This is a genomic window from Caulobacter segnis, from assembly GCF_029543125.1.
Lineage (GTDB): Bacteria > Pseudomonadota > Alphaproteobacteria > Caulobacterales > Caulobacteraceae > Caulobacter > Caulobacter segnis_D.
The window spans coordinates 676,396-692,274 of sequence record NZ_JARQWW010000003.1; the positions used below are offsets into that span (position 1 = coordinate 676,396).

Annotated in this window: 13 protein-coding genes; 9 read left to right on the forward strand and 4 right to left on the reverse strand. The window is 68.6% G+C overall.

Annotated features, from left to right (window positions below; genetic code table 11):
- Positions 1 to 5: 5 nt before the first annotated feature.
- Positions 6 to 404, reverse strand: a complete 399-nt coding sequence (locus P7B02_RS12330; protein ID WP_277786706.1) for an NADH:ubiquinone oxidoreductase subunit NDUFA12 — start codon at positions 402 to 404, stop codon at positions 6 to 8.
- Between the two features lie 215 nt (positions 405 to 619).
- Between P7B02_RS12330 and P7B02_RS12335 the strand changes: the two genes are divergently transcribed.
- Together P7B02_RS12335 and P7B02_RS12340 are read left to right on the forward strand one after the other, a co-directional pair.
- Complete coding sequence (locus tag P7B02_RS12335) at positions 620 to 3,388, forward strand: ribonucleotide reductase (RefSeq protein ID WP_277786637.1); 2,769 nt, start codon at positions 620 to 622, stop codon at positions 3,386 to 3,388.
- A gap of 60 nt (positions 3,389 to 3,448) precedes the next feature.
- Positions 3,449 to 4,384, forward strand: a complete 936-nt coding sequence (locus tag P7B02_RS12340; RefSeq protein WP_277786638.1) for a pentapeptide repeat-containing protein — start codon at positions 3,449 to 3,451, stop codon at positions 4,382 to 4,384.
- Between the two features lie 78 nt (positions 4,385 to 4,462).
- On the opposite strand, the gene aspS is transcribed toward P7B02_RS12340, so the two are convergent.
- Positions 4,463 to 6,292, reverse strand: coding sequence for an aspartate--tRNA ligase (gene aspS / locus P7B02_RS12345; RefSeq protein ID WP_277786639.1), 1,830 nt, complete (start codon positions 6,290 to 6,292; stop codon positions 4,463 to 4,465).
- 743 nt (positions 6,293 to 7,035) lie between these two features.
- Here aspS and P7B02_RS12350 point away from each other — a divergent pair.
- The 5 genes from P7B02_RS12350 to P7B02_RS12370 all read left to right on the forward strand — a co-directional run bounded on the left by P7B02_RS12350 (position 7,036) and on the right by P7B02_RS12370 (position 12,809).
- Positions 7,036 to 7,458, forward strand: coding sequence for a DUF5991 domain-containing protein (locus P7B02_RS12350; RefSeq protein WP_277786640.1), 423 nt, complete (start codon positions 7,036 to 7,038; stop codon positions 7,456 to 7,458).
- Complete coding sequence (locus P7B02_RS12355; RefSeq protein WP_277786641.1) at positions 7,458 to 8,135, forward strand: thermonuclease family protein; 678 nt, start codon at positions 7,458 to 7,460, stop codon at positions 8,133 to 8,135. Before P7B02_RS12350 ends, P7B02_RS12355 begins: the two co-directional genes overlap by 1 nt.
- 245 nt (positions 8,136 to 8,380) lie before the next feature.
- Positions 8,381 to 8,998: a DnaA ATPase domain-containing protein gene (locus tag P7B02_RS12360; RefSeq protein WP_277786642.1), complete on the forward strand. Its 618-nt coding sequence runs from the start codon at positions 8,381 to 8,383 to the stop codon at positions 8,996 to 8,998.
- 37 nt (positions 8,999 to 9,035) lie between these two features.
- On the forward strand, positions 9,036 to 11,228 hold the full coding sequence (locus tag P7B02_RS12365) for an RNA degradosome polyphosphate kinase (RefSeq protein WP_277786643.1): 2,193 nt from the start codon (positions 9,036 to 9,038) through the stop codon (positions 11,226 to 11,228).
- 114 nt (positions 11,229 to 11,342) lie between these two features.
- The gene (locus P7B02_RS12370; protein WP_277786707.1) at positions 11,343 to 12,809 is read left to right on the forward strand and encodes a Ppx/GppA phosphatase family protein; all 1,467 of its coding nucleotides are present in this window, start codon (positions 11,343 to 11,345) and stop codon (positions 12,807 to 12,809) included.
- Here P7B02_RS12370 and rnd read toward each other — a convergent pair.
- Positions 12,802 to 13,968, reverse strand: coding sequence for a ribonuclease D (gene rnd / locus P7B02_RS12375; protein WP_277786644.1), 1,167 nt, complete (start codon positions 13,966 to 13,968; stop codon positions 12,802 to 12,804). The genes P7B02_RS12370 and rnd overlap by 8 nt on opposite strands.
- A gap of 92 nt (positions 13,969 to 14,060) precedes the next feature.
- On the opposite strand from rnd, the gene purM reads away from it, so the two are divergent.
- The gene (gene purM / locus P7B02_RS12380) at positions 14,061 to 15,086 is read left to right on the forward strand and encodes a phosphoribosylformylglycinamidine cyclo-ligase (protein ID WP_277786645.1); all 1,026 of its coding nucleotides are present in this window, start codon (positions 14,061 to 14,063) and stop codon (positions 15,084 to 15,086) included.
- A complete protein-coding gene (gene purN / locus P7B02_RS12385) occupies positions 15,086 to 15,667 on the forward strand; it encodes a phosphoribosylglycinamide formyltransferase (RefSeq protein ID WP_277786646.1) in 582 nt (193 codons plus the stop codon). Before purM ends, purN begins: the two co-directional genes overlap by 1 nt.
- On the opposite strand, the gene P7B02_RS12390 is transcribed toward purN, so the two are convergent.
- Positions 15,664 to 15,879 (reverse strand): hypothetical protein, encoded by a 216-nt coding sequence (locus P7B02_RS12390; protein ID WP_277786647.1) that lies wholly within the window; start codon positions 15,877 to 15,879, stop codon positions 15,664 to 15,666. The genes purN and P7B02_RS12390 overlap by 4 nt on opposite strands.

Genomic DNA, 15,879 nt, shown 5'->3' on the forward strand with positions numbered 1-15,879 from the left:
GCGCCTTACTCCGGCGACCAGGCCTGATAGTCGCCGGTGGCGGCCTGACGCTCGCCGCCGCGCGCGATGGAGCCCTGCGGACGCCAGGCGTGGACGGTGCCGGTCAGGTTCGGCAGGTGATCCTTCTCCCACGCCTTGCGCGGCAGCGGCTGCGAGGTCGGAACCTCGTCCAGGGTGTAGTGCAGCCAGCCGTGCCATTCGGCCGGGACCTTCGAGGCGTCGGCATAGCCGCGGAAGATCACCCAGCGGCGCTTGCGGCCCTTGTCATAGCTTTCCCGGTCGTCGCGGGCTTCGAAATAGCGGTTGCCGTACTCGTCCGTGCCGACATGGCGGCCCAGGCGGCTGACGGTGAAGCGCAGGCCCACGGTGCCTTGGTTCCACCAGGTGAAGATCGATTTCAGCAGGTTCAGCACGCGGACGGTCGCTTCCGAAAACAGGGGCGCAAAGCATCCGCCGGACGACGGATGCGCGCGGAATATAGGCGGGGCTTGTCGCAGCGTCCAGCACGTCGGCCAATGCAACATCTTGGGGATAAGCCGTCGCAAACCCCAACATCTATTGATCCTGACGCACCCGGACACTAGCCTTTCGCCGGCATGGTGAATGGGAGAGTCGCTTCATGCGGTTCGTAAAGCGTCTTTCGGCCAACGGGCGTGCGGCGGAGGTCGAACTCCGCACCGTCGAGACCGCGGACGCCCTGGCTGGAATCCTGGCTCCCAAGAGCTGGTCCGACGCCCGCGTGCAGGCCTGGATCGACTGGGCCGCCCAGCTTCCCCACGACCTGCCCAAGGCTGACACGCCCAAGGCCCTGATCGCCGAATCTCCCGCCGGCGCCTTGCTGGCCGGCGGGCCCGACCGCTACGCCCGCCGCCTCGCCGCCCACGGCCTGGCCCAGGGCCTGTTCGCCAAGGCCGCCGACGCGCAGACCTTCCGTGAGGAGCTGTTCGCCGCCCTCGCCCACGGCCTCATCGCCCCCGCCGCGCTGACGCCGACGGTCCGCGGCGAGACCGTCGTCCTCGACGACCTGGAGTTCAACGTCGCCGCCGCCCGCCACGTGGCCGATGTCCGCGCCGCCGCCTGCGCCGAGCGCGCCGCCCTTCACCTGGCCGGCCGTCTGGCCGCTGTGTCGGACGCCGTGACACGCTGCGAGGGCGACGCCGCCGCCTGCGCCGATCCGCGCCGCAACACTGCTCTGGCCCGCGCCGCCCGCGCCGCGCGTGAGGCCGGCGCCGATGACGCCCAGATCGCCGACGCCATTCTGCTGGCCCGCAGCGGCGCGACCCCGGTCGCCCAGGCCGCCCCGAGCCTGACCACCCCGTCCCGCCTGTTCGTCTCCGCCAGCCGCAAGGCGGTGGAGGCCGCCGAACCCGCCGCCCGCCGCGCCGCCCAGACGGGGTGGGAGACCGGCCGCCTGACCCTGGCCTTCGATCCCCCGGCCGCCGCCGCCCTGGCGACCCCCGCGCCGCGCGCCGCCATCGACGTCCGCGCCTTCGCCGCTGAAGCCGGCTTCGACCTCGACGCCTTCGCCCATGTGGTCCGTCTGGCGACCGCCGCCCTGGAGATCGAGCGCGCCGCCGCGGGCCTGCCCGCCGGACGCATAGACCTGACCCTGGCCGGCCTCGGCGACCACGTGGTCGGCCTGGGCCTGGCCTACAGCTCGGACGAGGGCCGCAAGGCCGCCTCCGCCCTCTACGCTTTGCTCGCCGCCGAGGCCTTCCACGCCTCCGCCGAGCTCGGCGCCGCGCCGGTGGCCGAAGACGACCGCGCCGCCCTCGCCGCCTCCCTGCGCAAGCGCGCCCAGGCCGCCCGCAAGCTGAAGGGCGACATCGCCGCCCGCGCCGCCACCCTGTTCAGCGCCGCCGCCGACCAGCCGGAAAAGCTGGCCCACGCCTCGGTCGCCGCCCTGTTCGACGACGCCGAGCTGGCCCTGCGCCTCGCCGCGCCCCTGGGCGCCGCGCCCTGGACCGGGGCCATGACGGTGTCCGAGACCGCCGACGGCCAGATCGTGCCCGTCCTGTCGGAAGCCGCCCTGGCCGGCGCGGCCGCCCTCGGCCTCAAGGACGACCTGCGCGCCCATGCCCTGGGCGTCGGCGACCTGCGCGAGGCCCCGGCCATCGACCACGCAGCGCTGGAGGCCAAGGGCTTCACCGCCCACGAGATCGCCGCCGCCGAAGCCGTCCTGCCCCTGGCCGGCTCCCTGCGCGCCGCCTTCGCCCCGGCGGTCATCGAGGCCGGCTTCGTCTGCGACGTCCTCGGCGCCGACGGCGACGCGGTCATGGACCCGGACTTCGACACCCTGGCCTTCGCCGGCTTCACGCCGGAGCAGATCGCCGCCGCCGAGGCTCACGCCCTGGGCGCCCGCCGCCTGTCCGACGCGCCGTTCCTGGGTGAGAAGGCCCAATCGGTCTTCTCCGAGCCGGCTGAAATCGCCCTGCCCGCCCGCCTGGCCATGACCGCCGCCGTGGAGGCCTTCGCCTGCACCCCGGCCGCCTTCGTGCTGGAGCTGGACTTCGCCGACACTCCGACCGAGGCCGCGCGTCTTCAGGCCGCCGCCGCCCGCGCCGGGGTCCGCGCCCTGCGCCTCAGCCGCGCCGCCGCCCCGGCCAGCTTCGTCCTAGACCTGCCCGAGATCGAGGAAGCCCCCCGCCGCAGGCTGGAGAGCGCACCCGAGATCCGCGAACGCATCGTCGAGAAGATCGTCGAGCGCGACCGCTCCCGCCGCAAGCTGCCCGACCGCCGCAAGGGCTACATCCAGAAGGCGGCCGTGGGCGGCCACAAGGTCTACATTCACACCGGCGAGTACGACGACGGCGAGCTGGGCGAGATATTCATCGACATGCACAAGGAAGGCGCCGCCTTCCGCTCGCTGATGAACAACTTCGCCATCGCGGTCTCCATCGGACTGCAGCACGGCGTGCCTCTGGACGAGTTCGTCGAGGCCTTCGTCTACACCCGGTTCGAACCCGCCGGCCCGGTGACCGGCAACGACTCCATCCGCTCGGCCACCTCGATCCTCGACTACATCTTCCGCGAGCTGGGCGTGTCCTATCTGGACCGTGACGACCTGGCCAACGCCGACCCGTCCGAGTTCAACGCCGACGGCCTCGGGGCCGGCAAGAACGCCCCGGAAGGGGTGGAGGACGAAACGCCGCAGCCCGCCTCCAAATTTATCTCCAAGGGCTTCTCCCGCGGCGCGGCGCCCGACAATCTGGTGCTGCTGCCCTTCGGCGGCCGCAAGGCTGAAACCCCTGCTGCGACTGGGGTTATCGCCGGCATGTGCGCCTCTTGCGGCGACCAGGCCGTGGTCCAGCGCGGCGGCGTCAGCATCTGCGACACCTGCGGCGCACAGTCCGGACGGGCCGACGGCGGGGCCATTAACTCGAATTAAGTGGCGCCGCAGCAGGGCCGGGACCAAATGGGGACCGTAACCGTCGCTGGAGCGTATGTAATGTCGCGTACCGCCTTCGCCCTCTCCGCCCTGATCCTCGCCGCCTCGTTCGGGAGCGCCCACGCGCTCGCCCCGAACGGCGAAAAGGACGTGGCGCGCATGATCTCGCTCAGCGGGTCGTGCAGCGGGTGCGATCTGTCGGGCAAGAAGCTGCTCAACGCCCGCATCAACGGCGCGAACTTCCAGAGCGCCAAGCTGGTCGGCGCCGACATGCGCGGCGCCAAGATCGTCGGCTCCAACTTCGCCAGCGCCGACCTGTCCCGGGCCGACCTGCGCGGCGCCTACATGATGGGTGCGAACTTCCAGTCGGCCGAGCTGTCGGGCGCCCAGATGGAGGGCCTGGAGGCCACCGGCTCCAACTTCGTCAACGCCAGCCTGCGCCGTGTGGACCTGCGCAGCGCCGAACTGCGCGGCGTCAATTTCTCCAGCGCCGACCTGGCGGATTCCGACCTGCGCCACGGCGAACTGCACGGCGTGGTCCTGGTCAACGCTTCGGCCAGCCGGGTCGACTTCCGCAATGCGGAGATGAACGGCTCGAACCTCAGCGGCGGCAACTTCTCCAACGCCGATTTCCGCAACGCCGATCTCACCGGCGCGGTCCTCAACGGCGGCGATTTCCGCGGTGCGGACTTCCGCAACACCGACCTCAGCGGCGTCTCACTGCATGGCGCGGACCTGTCGCGGGCCAAGGGCCTGACCCAGGACCAGATCGACGAGGCCTGCGTCAACAACTCCACCCGCCTGCCCTCGGGCCTTTCCGCGCGCGGCTGCAAGAACGGCCACCGCCGCGTCATGATCAACGCCGCCGAAGCCGGCCGCATCAAGGCTGAAGCCAAGGCCGAGGCCATGGCCGCCGCCGAGGCCCGCGCCAATGCGGCCGCCGCGGCCCGAGCTGTCCCGCGCCCGCCGGCTCCGCCCAAGCCGCCCCGCAGCTGACGCGGCCTCGCCCAGACCAAAGAAAAACCCTCCGGCCCGCAAGCCGGAGGGTTTCTTGTTTCAGGCTGTCGCCGCCGATCAGGCCTTGATCGGCGGGGCGGTGCGGATGTGCAGCTCCTTTAGCTGACGATCCTGCACCTCGGCCGGGGCGTTCATCAGCAGGTCCTGGCCCTGCTGGTTCAGCGGGAAGGCGATGACCTCGCGGATGGCCACCTGCTCGGCCAGCAGCATGACGATCCGGTCGATGCCCGGGGCCAGACCGCCGTGCGGCGGGGCGCCGAAACGGAAGGCGTTCAGCATGCCGCCGAACTGCTCCTCGACCACCTCGGCGCCGTAGCCGGCCGTGGCGAAGGCCTTGAGCATGATCTCGGGCTTGTGGTTCCGGATCGCGCCGGAGCACAGCTCATAGCCGTTGCAGACGATGTCGTACTGGTAGGCGCGGATCGTCAGCGGGTCCTGGGTCTCCAGGGCCTCCAGACCGCCCTGCGGCATCGAGAACGGGTTGTGCGAGAAGTCGACGCGCTTCTCTTCCTCGTTCCACTCGAACATCGGGAAATCGACGATCCAGCAGAACTTGAACTGGTTCTCGTCGACCAGCTTCAGCTCGGTGCCGACCCGCGTGCGGGCCAGGCCCGCGAACTTCGCGAATACGGTCGGGTCGCCGGCCACGAAGAAGGCCGCGTCGCCCGAGCCCAGGCCCAGCGATTCCATCAGGGCCTGCGTCGGCTCGCCCAGGTTCTTGGCGATCGGACCGCCCCAGCCGCCCTGGTCTTCCGACCAGAACACATAGCCCAGGCCCGGCTGGCCTTCGCCCTGCGCCCAGCTGTTCATGCGGTCGCAGAACGCGCGGCTGCCGCCGGTCGGCGCGGGAATAGCCCACACCTGGTTCTTTTCGTCCGCGCCCAGGATCTTGGCGAACAGGCCAAAGCCGCCGTCACGGAAGTGCGCGGAGACGTCCTGCATCTTGATCGGATTGCGCAGGTCCGGCTTGTCGCTGCCGTACCAAGCCATCGACTGGGCATAGGTCAGGCGCTCGAAGCCCTGGTGCTCGAACGATTGGCCGAAGTCATTGGTGAAGGTGTGCGTGCCCGAGATCGGCGAGACCGGCTTGCCGTTCGAGAACTCTTCAAAGACGCCGTGCATCACCGGCTCGATGGCCGCGAACACGTCTTCCTGGGTGACGAAGCTCATCTCCACGTCGAGCTGGTAGAACTCCAGCGAACGGTCGGCGCGCAGGTCTTCGTCGCGGAAGCACGGAGCGATCTGGAAATAGCGGTCGAAGCCAGAGACCATCAGCAGCTGCTTGAACTGCTGGGGCGCCTGCGGCAGCGCATAGAACTTCTCGGGATGCAGACGCGACGGCACCAGGAAGTCGCGCGCGCCTTCCGGCGACGAGGCCGTCAGGATCGGCGTCTGAAACTCGTTGAAGCCCTGCGCGAACATGCGGTTGCGGATCGACTGGATCACGCGCGAACGCAGGACGATGTTCTTGTGCAGCGTCTCGCGGCGCAGGTCGAGATAGCGGTGCTTCAGGCGGATTTCTTCCGGATAGTCCGGCTCGCCAAACACCGGCAGCGGCAGCTCGGCGGCTTCCGACAGCACCTCGACCGCCTTCACGCGGACCTCGACCTCGCCCGTGGGCAAGCCGGCGTTCACGGTCTCGGCCGAGCGGGCGATCACCTCGCCGTCGATCTTCAGCACGCTTTCGGTGCGCAGGCGCTCCACCACGTCGAAGCCCGGGGTCTCCGGGTGCAGCACCAGCTGCGTCAGGCCGTAGTGGTCGCGCAGGTCGATGAAGACCAGACCGCCGTGGTCGCGCTTGCGGTGGATCCAGCCGGACAGGCGCACCTGGGCGCCGGTGTCGGAAGCGCGGAGCTGGCCGCAGGTATGAGAGCGATAGGCGTGCATGGGAGGCGGTTGGAATCTTCAACAAAAAGGTGAAATTTCGAGCGGCGGAAGGGCGCATGGCGGGCCGATGATGTCAAGGTTTGCGGGGATTTTCGGCTGCTTGTCCCCAGCCCCAAAACCTCCCGTACTCTCATCCCATCCCGTCGCATGGGAGGGCGCTAGGCCGGCGATCCGAAGCGTGGCGGGATGTGGTCGAGCGGGACAAGCGCCGGCGGTCAAGGGCCGTCGGGGTGAGGATGAGGGACGTAAGCTCATCCATCGGACGGCGTCGTCGCGCCTCCGCCCGTCCAGGGGCCTCCGGGAGTGAAGGGCCTAAGACGTCCGCGCGCTCCCCCCTCTGGGATAACGGCTACGCGGAGCGTGCGACTTCGTCGAAACGGTTCTCCAAACTCAATCCCCGGGCGAAGCCCCGGACGCTCCGCCGCCCTTCCAACTTTTCGGGTTCGTGCCCGTGGGATGCGGAGCCGTGTCTAATTCAACCCAAACGCCGTCACCCTAGGCCTTGTGCCGAGGGCCCAGAAACTCCGCCTAAACCGCGTGAACTCCGCACCCTCAGCCGCGTCCGGATCCTCGCCACAAGGGCGAGGAAGACGGAAGAAAAGACTGATCGTCCTTTGAACTACGAAGTCACCCCGTCACGATCCGACCACACCCCAACACCAAGCTTCACAACGGTTTTGCTTCCACGCGGCCAAGTCGGCGCCTAACCTCCGCTTTGCTCCCTCCTTGATCCAGGAAACGCCATGCTTCCTCTCGTCCTGGCTGGCGCGCTGGCCCTGGCGTCCCCTGCCCCTTCGTCCAACGCTTGGGATGGCGTCTACACCTACACCCACGATGGCGGCCGCACGGCCGGAGGCTCGCCGATCCTGGTGACCTGGCGCCTGACCCTCAAACAGGGGCTCTGCGAGTTTCATGGCGAGGGATTCCAGACCCTGGAGACCTTCCAGTGCAGCACCCACGATTCGCCCTCGGGACTTGAGGTGCGGTTTCTGCGCTATCCGCCGCCGGCGACCGGCAATCGCTTCGGCGTACAGGTCTACAAGCCGGGCGCGCCGCTCTTCACCCTCTCCCGATCCAAGGGCCGCGTGCTGACGCGCTGGACCGGCTTCGTGCCCGACGAGGGCGTTGATCGCAAGCCGGCGCCCTATCTGAAGAAGGTCCAGTGATGCGCGTCTCGAAACCTCTCATCGCGTTCCTGGTGCTCGCCGGACTGATCGCCGCCGGATGGAAGGCCTATGACACCGCCAAGCCACGGGTCCACCCGATCAAGGTCGCCGACGCCCAGAGAATCGCCGCCGCCGAGAAAAAGTACGGCGCCGGCGCGCCGCAGGAAGTTCCGGCCGGGGATGAGGTCGCCGAGCCTGCCGATCCCGTCGACAGACGCACCGAACTCTTCGGTCCGGCCCGCGCGGTCGATGGCGACACCTTGCTGATCCAGGGCGTTGAAGCCGATCTCTGGACCATCGACGCCCCGGAGCTCGCCCAGACCTGCCTCGACAAGAACAAGAAGCCGTGGACCTGCGGCGAGGCGTCCCGCGAACATCTGGAAAAGGCGATCGCCGGCCGCAAGGTCGCGTGCCGTCCGGAAGGCCCTCCGCCACGCGACGGCCGCTGGCTCGGCCTCTGCTTCGTCGCCGAGGCGCCTTGCAGCGACCCGAGCCAACCCTGCGAATCCGACCTCAAGTCTCTGAACCTGGCGCAGGTGCGCAACGGATGGGCCATGGACTTCGAAGGCCAGTATTCGGAACCCGAATCCGACGCGCAGAAGGACAAGGCCGGCCTATGGGTGGGCAGTTTTGACCCGCCCGAGAAATGGCGGGAGCTCAATCCGCAAGCCCGATGACCTGAGCGCCCTCATGGCAATCTGGTGATTGAAGACAAAGCGCGCCCTGCGAACCGGTCTCAAATCCCGCCCGGTCATCCACAACTTGCCGAAGTCCTCCACACCCCGTCGCAAGGAAGACATCGACCTGCCACAGAAGTCCCGTTAAATTCGCAACGTGATTAACGACTTGGACGTCAGCGCGTTTGGCTCGGCAACTGAGACTGAAGCTTAAGAGGCCTCCCTCCTTCGCGCGGGAAGACTTCGTGACGTCTCCGACGAATAGTGAAGCTTTGCGCGCGCTCGACGCCTGGCCTCAATGGCACGGCGGCTGTCTCGCCCTGATCGGCCCCGCCGGCGTGGGCAAGAGCCACTTGGCCCGCGAGTGGGCCGCGCGTGTCGACGCCGTCGCCCCCACCCGCAAGGAGCCCGCCGACCTCGCCTCTCTCCATGGCCGCCCCGTGCTGCTGGAGAACGCCGACACCTGGGTCAGCGACGAGGCCCTGTTCCATCTGATCAATATGGCCGCCCAGCACGACGGCTCCCTGCTGCTGACCTCGCGCAAACCGCCCATGGAGTGGACCACCCGCCTGCCCGACCTGCGCTCGCGTCTCAACGCCATGCCCGTGGCCGAGATTGAAGAACCGGACGACACTGTGCTGGAAGGCGTGCTGCGGAAATTCTTCCTGGAACGCAACATCCGCCCGGCCGAGGACGTCTATCCCTACTTGCTGCGCCGGATGGAGCGTTCAGTCCCGCAGGCCCTCGACATCGTGAAGAAGCTGGATGAGGCCGCCGACGCCGAGCAGAAGGCGATTTCCCGCGTCCTCGCCCGTCAAATTCTTGAAAACGACACGGAAAACCTAGAACTTTTTAGCGAATAGCGCTGACATTCGCGGTTCGCGCCAGGAAAGTTCAAGCATGACCGATGTGATCCAGACCGCCCCGACCGAGCCCAAACTGGCGCTCGACGAGGCCTTGCTGGCGTCGCCGGAACGCTTCATCAACCGCGAGCTTTCTTGGCTGGCCTTCAACCGCCGGGTGCTCGAGGAAAGCCAGAACCCTCGCCACCCGTTGCTGGAGCGCCTGCGCTTCCTGGCCATCTCCGCGGGCAACCTCGACGAATTCTACATGGTTCGCGTGGCCGGCCTGAAAGGCCAGGTCCGCGAAGCCGTGCGCACTGTCAGCCAGGACGGCCTCACCGCCCAGGAGCAGCTCGCCGCCATCAACGAGTCGGCCGCCGAGCTGATGGCCGATCAGCAGGCCATCTGGAGCCAGATCCGCGCCGAGCTGGCGTCCGAGAACCTGACCCTTCTGGACGCCAAGGACGTGACGCCCCGAGACCGCGCCAAGGCCGAGGAGATTTTCCTCTCGCGCATCTTCCCGGTGCTGACGCCCCTGGCCATCGACCCGGCGCACCCGTTCCCCTTCATCCCGAACCTGGGCTTCTGCCTGGCGCTGAAGCTGAAGCGCACCGCCGACGGCAAGTCGCTCTACGCTCTGGTGCCCGTCCCGGCCCAGGTGGAGCGCTTCTGGCAGCTCACCGAGGCCTCCAGCCGCTCGCGCAAGAGCGAGCGCCGGATCATCGCCCTCGAATCCCTGATCATCCTGTTCCTCGACCACATCTTCCCCGGCTACGAGGTCGAGGGCCGCGGCCTGTTCCGCTTGATCCGCGACAGCGACGTGGAGATCGAGGAAGAAGCCGAAGACCTGGTGCGCGAGTTCGAGGCGCGGCTGAAGAAGCGCCGCCTGGGCTCCGTCGTCCGCGCCAAGCTGCAGACGGCCATGCCGCAGGACCTGCGCGACTTCATCATCGAAGGCCTGCGCGCCGAGCCGCAGGACGTCGTGCTGGTCGACGGCAAGCTGGGCCTGGCCCAGATGACCCAGCTCATCCCCTCCCACCGGCCGGAACTGAAATTCCCGCCCTTCCAGGCCCGCTTCCCCGAGCGGATCCGCGACCACGGCGGCGACTGCTTCGCCGCCATCCGCGAGAAGGACATCCTGGTTCACCACCCGTTCGAGAGCTTCGACGTCGTCGTCCAGTTCCTGAAGCAGGCGGCCCGTGACCCCAACGTCCTGGCCATCAAACAGACCCTGTACCGCACCAGCGCCGACAGCCCGATCATCGCCGCCCTGATCGAGGCGGCGGACAACGGCAAGTCCGTCACCGCGGTCGTGGAGATCAAGGCTCGCTTTGACGAGGAAGCGAACCTGAAGTGGGCCAAGGACCTGGAGCGCGCCGGCGTCCATGTCGTCTTCGGCTTCATGGAATACAAGACCCACGCCAAGGTCAGCGTCGTGGTCCGCCGCGAGGGCGACACCCTGCGCACCTACTGCCACTTCGGCACCGGCAACTATCACCCGCAGACGGCCAAGGTTTACACCGACCTGTCGTTGTTCACGACCGATCCGGCCATGGCGCGCGACGCCGGCCTGCTGTTCAACTTCATCACCGGCTACGCCCGGCCCGAACGGCTGGAGAAACTGTCCTTCTCGCCGATCACCCTGAAGACCGATCTGCTCGAAATGATCGAGCGAGAGGCTGAAAACGCCCGCGCCGGCAAGCCGGCCGCCATCTGGGCCAAGCTGAACAGCCTGGTCGACTCCATGGTGATCGACGCCCTCTACGCCGCCAGCCAGGCGGGCGTGGAGATCGACCTGGTCATCCGCGGCATCTGCTGCCTGCGCCCCGGCATCAAGGGCCTGTCCGAGAACATCCGGGTCAAGAGCATCGTCGGCCGCTTCCTGGAGCACGCCCGGGTCGTCGCCTTCGCCAACGGCCACCCCATGCCCAGCGCGCATACGCGGGTCTTCATCTCGTCGGCCGACTGGATGCAGCGCAACCTCGACCGGCGGGTGGAAAGCCTGGTGCCGATCGAGAACCCGACCGTGCATCAACAGGTGCTCAACCAGATCATGGTCGCCAACCTCAACGACGAGGCGCAGTCCTGGCGCCTCGACGCCGAGGGCGAGTACGCCCGCGATCCGGCCTGGAACCACAAGGGCGCCTTCTCCGCTCATGATTACTTCATGACCAACCCCAGCCTGTCCGGCCGGGGGGCGCGTGTGAAGGACATGCCGCGAGCCTTTGACCACGTGGGCCCGCGCGGCTAAACGCGTCTCTAGGATCGCCCTCCCCGGCGAGGCCAGGAGCTCTTCGTGCTGACGACCCGTAGCTTTCGGGAAAACTGGCTGACGCCCGCCTCGCGCCGCACGGCGACCGGGGCCGTGTCCCAGGACGCCGCCGTCATCGACATCGGCTCCAACTCGGTCCGCTTGGTGCTGTACCGGCTGGAGGGCCGGGCGATCTGGACGATCTTCAACGAAAAGGTCCTGGCAGGCCTGGGCCGTGACCTCGCCGTCACCGGCAAGCTGTCTCCGGAAGGCTCCGCCGCCGCCCTGGCCGCCATCCGCCGCTTCCGCGCAGTGCTGGACGCCGTGAAGCCGGCCCAGACCTTCGTGGCCGCCACCGCCGCCGTCCGCGACGCCACCGACGGCCAGGAGTTTTTGCGCCGCATCAAGGCGGAGGCTGACTTCACCGTCCGCTTGCTCTCGGGCGAGGAGGAAGGCCGTTACGCCGCCCTCGGCGTTCTGGCCGGCGATCCCACCTCACAGGGCGTGGTCGGCGATCTGGGCGGGGCCAGCCTGGAGCTGACCCGCCTGGCCGCCACCGGGGCCGGTGATGCGATCACATTGCCGCTGGGCCCCTTCTCCCTGGGCCTGACCCAGAGCTTCGATCACGGTCGGGTGCGCAAGGCGGTCGACGCCGCCCTGTCCCCCGTGGCCAAGCGCTTCAAGGCCGCAGATTTCCACGCTGTGGGCGGGGCCTGGCGCAACCTGGCCCTCATGCACATGCGGATGAGCGGCTACCCGCTGCAGCTCGTCCATCAGTACGAAATGAACCGCGCCGAGGCGCTGGAGGCCGCCCGTTTCGTGGCCAGCCAGTCCAAAGAGTCGCTTGAGCGCATTCCCGGCGTCTCCAAGAAGCGCGCCGAAACCATGCCCTATGCGGCGGTGGTGCTCGAAGCGCTGATCGAGAAGCTGAACCTTCAGACCGTGGCCCTGTCCGCCTTCGGGCTGCGCGAGGGCCTGCTGTTCGAGGCCATGCCGCCCAAGGTCCGCATGTTGGACCCACTGGTCGAGGGCTGCGCCACCTTGGGCGTCCACGATTTCGACGACACCCTGGAAGCGGCGCTGGAGGCCTGGGTCACGCCGGCCTTCGCAACCCTGCCCCCGCTGTTCGGCGACCGGGACCCGGTTCTTCTGGCGGCCGCCTGCCGGCTGGCCAATCTCGGTGCGCGGCTGCACCCCGATCACCGGGCGGATCTCGTTTTCGAACAGGTGCTGCGCGCGCCGATCGCGGGCATGAATCACGCCGAGCGAGGCTTCCTGGCGGCGGCGTCCTACGCGCGTCACAGCGGAACCTTCAATCCGCCGGAGCCGGAAACCCTTGCCCGCATCCTGTCGCCGGAGCGCACCCGCCGGGCGCGCGCCCTGGGCGCGGCTATCCGGCTCGGCAGCGACCTTTCAGGCCGCAGCGCGCCCCTGCTGGCACGCTCGCGCCTGACGATCGACAAGGGATTGGTCCGCCTCAGCGCCGAACAAGGCTGGGCGGACATGCTGCTCGGCGAGCAGACGGCGAAGCGGGCCGGGACCCTGGCTCAGGTCCTCGGCCTCAAGCTTCAGATCAGCTAGCCTTCGGGGCCCGGCGGACCTCGACGACCCGCACCCGCGCGCCGTCCAGCACCAGGGCCAGCTCGCCGCGCTTCAGTTTCAGGGCGTCCGCCCCGAACGCGTCATAGCGCCAGCCTTTCAGGGCCGGGGTGTCCGCGTCATCGTCGGCGGCGATCTTGTCCAGGTCCGAGACCGTGGCGATCAGCTTGGACGCCACGCCGGCGTCCTCGGCCCGCGCCTTCAGCAGCACCTTCAGCAGCTCGACCACGGCGCCGGCATTCTGCGGCGGAGGCGGGCCGCGTTCGATCACCGGGGCGTAGCCTTCCGGGTCCTGCAGGGCGGTCTTGATCGCCGCCAGCAGGTCTGGACCGAACTTGGAGCCGGAGAAGCCCTTGGGCACGCCACGCAGGCGGTCCAGGCCCGCCGCATCGGTCGGGGCCTGGGCGGCCAGCTCGTCGATGGCGTCATCCTTCAGGATGCGGCCGCGCGGCTGGTCGCGGGTCTGGGCGGTCCGCTCGCGCCAGGCGGCCACGGCGCGGAACACGGCCAGGTACTTCGCCTGGGTTTTGCGCGGCTTCAGGCGGCGCCAGGCCTTTTCCGGATCGACGTCATAGGCGGCCGGATCCGTGACGGCAGCCATCTCCTCCTCGACCCAGGCCAGGCGGCCGGCCTTCTGCAGACGCTCGCGCAGCATGGGGAACAGCGCCGCCAGGTGCGTCACATCGGCCACGGCATAGGTCAGCTGGGCGTCGGTCAGCGGCCGGCGGGCCCAGTCGGTGAAGCGGCTGGACTTGTCCAGCTCGATCTTCAGCATCTGGCGGACCAGGGCGTCATAGGCGATCTGCTCGCCAAACCCCGCCGCCATGCCGGCGATCTGGGTGTCGAACAGCGGCCGCGGCATGGCGTCCAGGTTGTTGAAGATCTCCACGTCCTGACGGGCGGCGTGGAACACCTTCAAGATGCTCTCGTCCCGCAGGATGTCCAGGAACGGGGTCAGGTCGATCCCATCGGCCAACGGATCGATCACCGCCTCGATATCGGGCGTCGCGGCCTGGATAAGGCAGAGCTTCGGCCAATAGGTCGTCTCACGCATGAACTCGGTGTCCACGGCGACGAAGGGCTGGCCTTTGATCTGATTGCAGAACGCCGACAGCGCGGCGGTGGTTGTAATGGGCTGCATCGAGCCGCTATAGCCCCGCGCGAGGAGTCTGCAAGGGCTCAAACGGCAAAGTACGGCGAAATCTCGTCATACGAAGGCAAGGCGCGCACAGCATGACCGACCGTCCGAACGGACTCACCTACGCCCAGGCGGGCGTCGACATCGACGCAGGCAATGCTCTGGTCGAGGCCATCAAGCCCCTGGCTAAGGCCACCCGCCGCCCCGGTGCGGACGCCGGGCTGGGCGGATTCGGCGCGCTCTTCGACCTGAAGGCGGCCGGCTACGACGATCCGCTGATCGTCTCGACCACCGACGGCGTCGGCACCAAGCTGAAGATCGCCATCGACAGCGGCCTGCACGACACGGTCGGCATCGACCTGGTGGCCATGTGCGTCAACGACCTGCTGGCTCAGGGCGCCGAGCCGCTGATGTTCCTGGACTACTTCGCCACCGGAAAGCTGGACGTGGAGATCGCCAAGCGCGTGGTCGCCGGCATCGCCGAGGGCTGCAAGCTGGCCGGCGCGGCCCTGGTGGGCGGCGAAACCGCCGAAATGCCCGACATGTACGCCGACGGCGAATACGACCTGGCCGGCTTCACGGTCGGCGCAGTGGACCGCGACGACGTGCTGCCCAAGCTGGACGCCCAGCGCGCCGGCGACGTGCTGATCGGCATCGGCTCCTCGGGCCCGCACTCCAACGGCTACTCGCTGGTTCGTAAGATCGTCGAGCGCTCCGGCCTCGCCTGGGACGCCCCCGCTCCGTTCGCCGAAGGCAAGACCCTGGCCGAGGCCCTGATGGCCCCGACCCGCATCTATGTGAAGTCGGTCCTGCCCCTGCTGCAGGCCGGCCGCGTCAAGGGCGGCGCGCATATCACCGGCGGCGGCCTGATCGAAAACCCGCCTCGCGCCATCGCCGAAGGCCTGGTCGCCAAAATCGACTGGAACGCCTGGGCCCTGCCCCCGGTGTTCGCCTGGCTGCAGGAAGCCGGCGGTGTGGCCGATCACGAACTGCGCCGCACCTTCAACTGCGGCGTCGGCTTCATGCTGATCTGCTCGCCCGCCGATGCGGAGCCGGTTCTGGCCGCCCTGCTGAACGCCGGCGAAGACGCCTTCATCTGCGGCGAGCTCGCGGCCGCCTGATGAAGGTCCGTGTCGGCGTTCTGATCTCCGGCCGGGGATCGAACATGGAGGCGCTCATCGAGGCCTCCAGGGCGTCCGACTGCCCGTATGAGATCGTTCTGGTGCTCTCCAACAAGCCGGACGCCGGCGGGTTGGAGACCGCACGCCTGGCGGGGATCACGGCCGTAGCGGTCGATCAGAAGCTCTTCGCCGGCGATCGCGAAGCGCATGAGCGCGCCCTGGACGCCGAACTGCGCAAGGCTGGTGTCCAGGTCATCGCCCTGGCCGGCTACATGCGCGTGCTGACGCCGTTCCTGGTGGAGACCTGGGCGGGCCGGATGCTGAACATCCACCCCTCCCTGCTGCCCCTGTTCCCGGGGCTGGACACCCACAACCGCGCCATCGAGGCCCGGCATGCCGAGGCTGGCTGCACGGTGCATCTGGTGACGGTGGGTGTGGATGAAGGGCCGATCGTGGCCCAGGCGCGTGTCCCGATTCTGCCGGGAGACGACGCGGAAGCCCTGAGCGAGCGGGTGCTCGTCGCCGAGCACCAGCTCTACCCAAGGGCGCTGTCCGAATTCTGCCGGACCCTAGCCGCCTAGCAGCGGTTCGTATTGCGGCAGTTGGTGGTCGCCGCGCCGGCGACGCCGCCGATGGCCGCACCGGCCAGCGCGCCATTGCCGCCGCCCACAACACCGCCAACCGCAGCGCCGCCCAGGGCGCCCGTGGCGGCGCGTTCAGTGACCGTGGTGCCGCAGGCGGCCAGAAGCAGACCGGCGCCGACCAGCGGAGCGAATTTTAGAATCGGGGACAT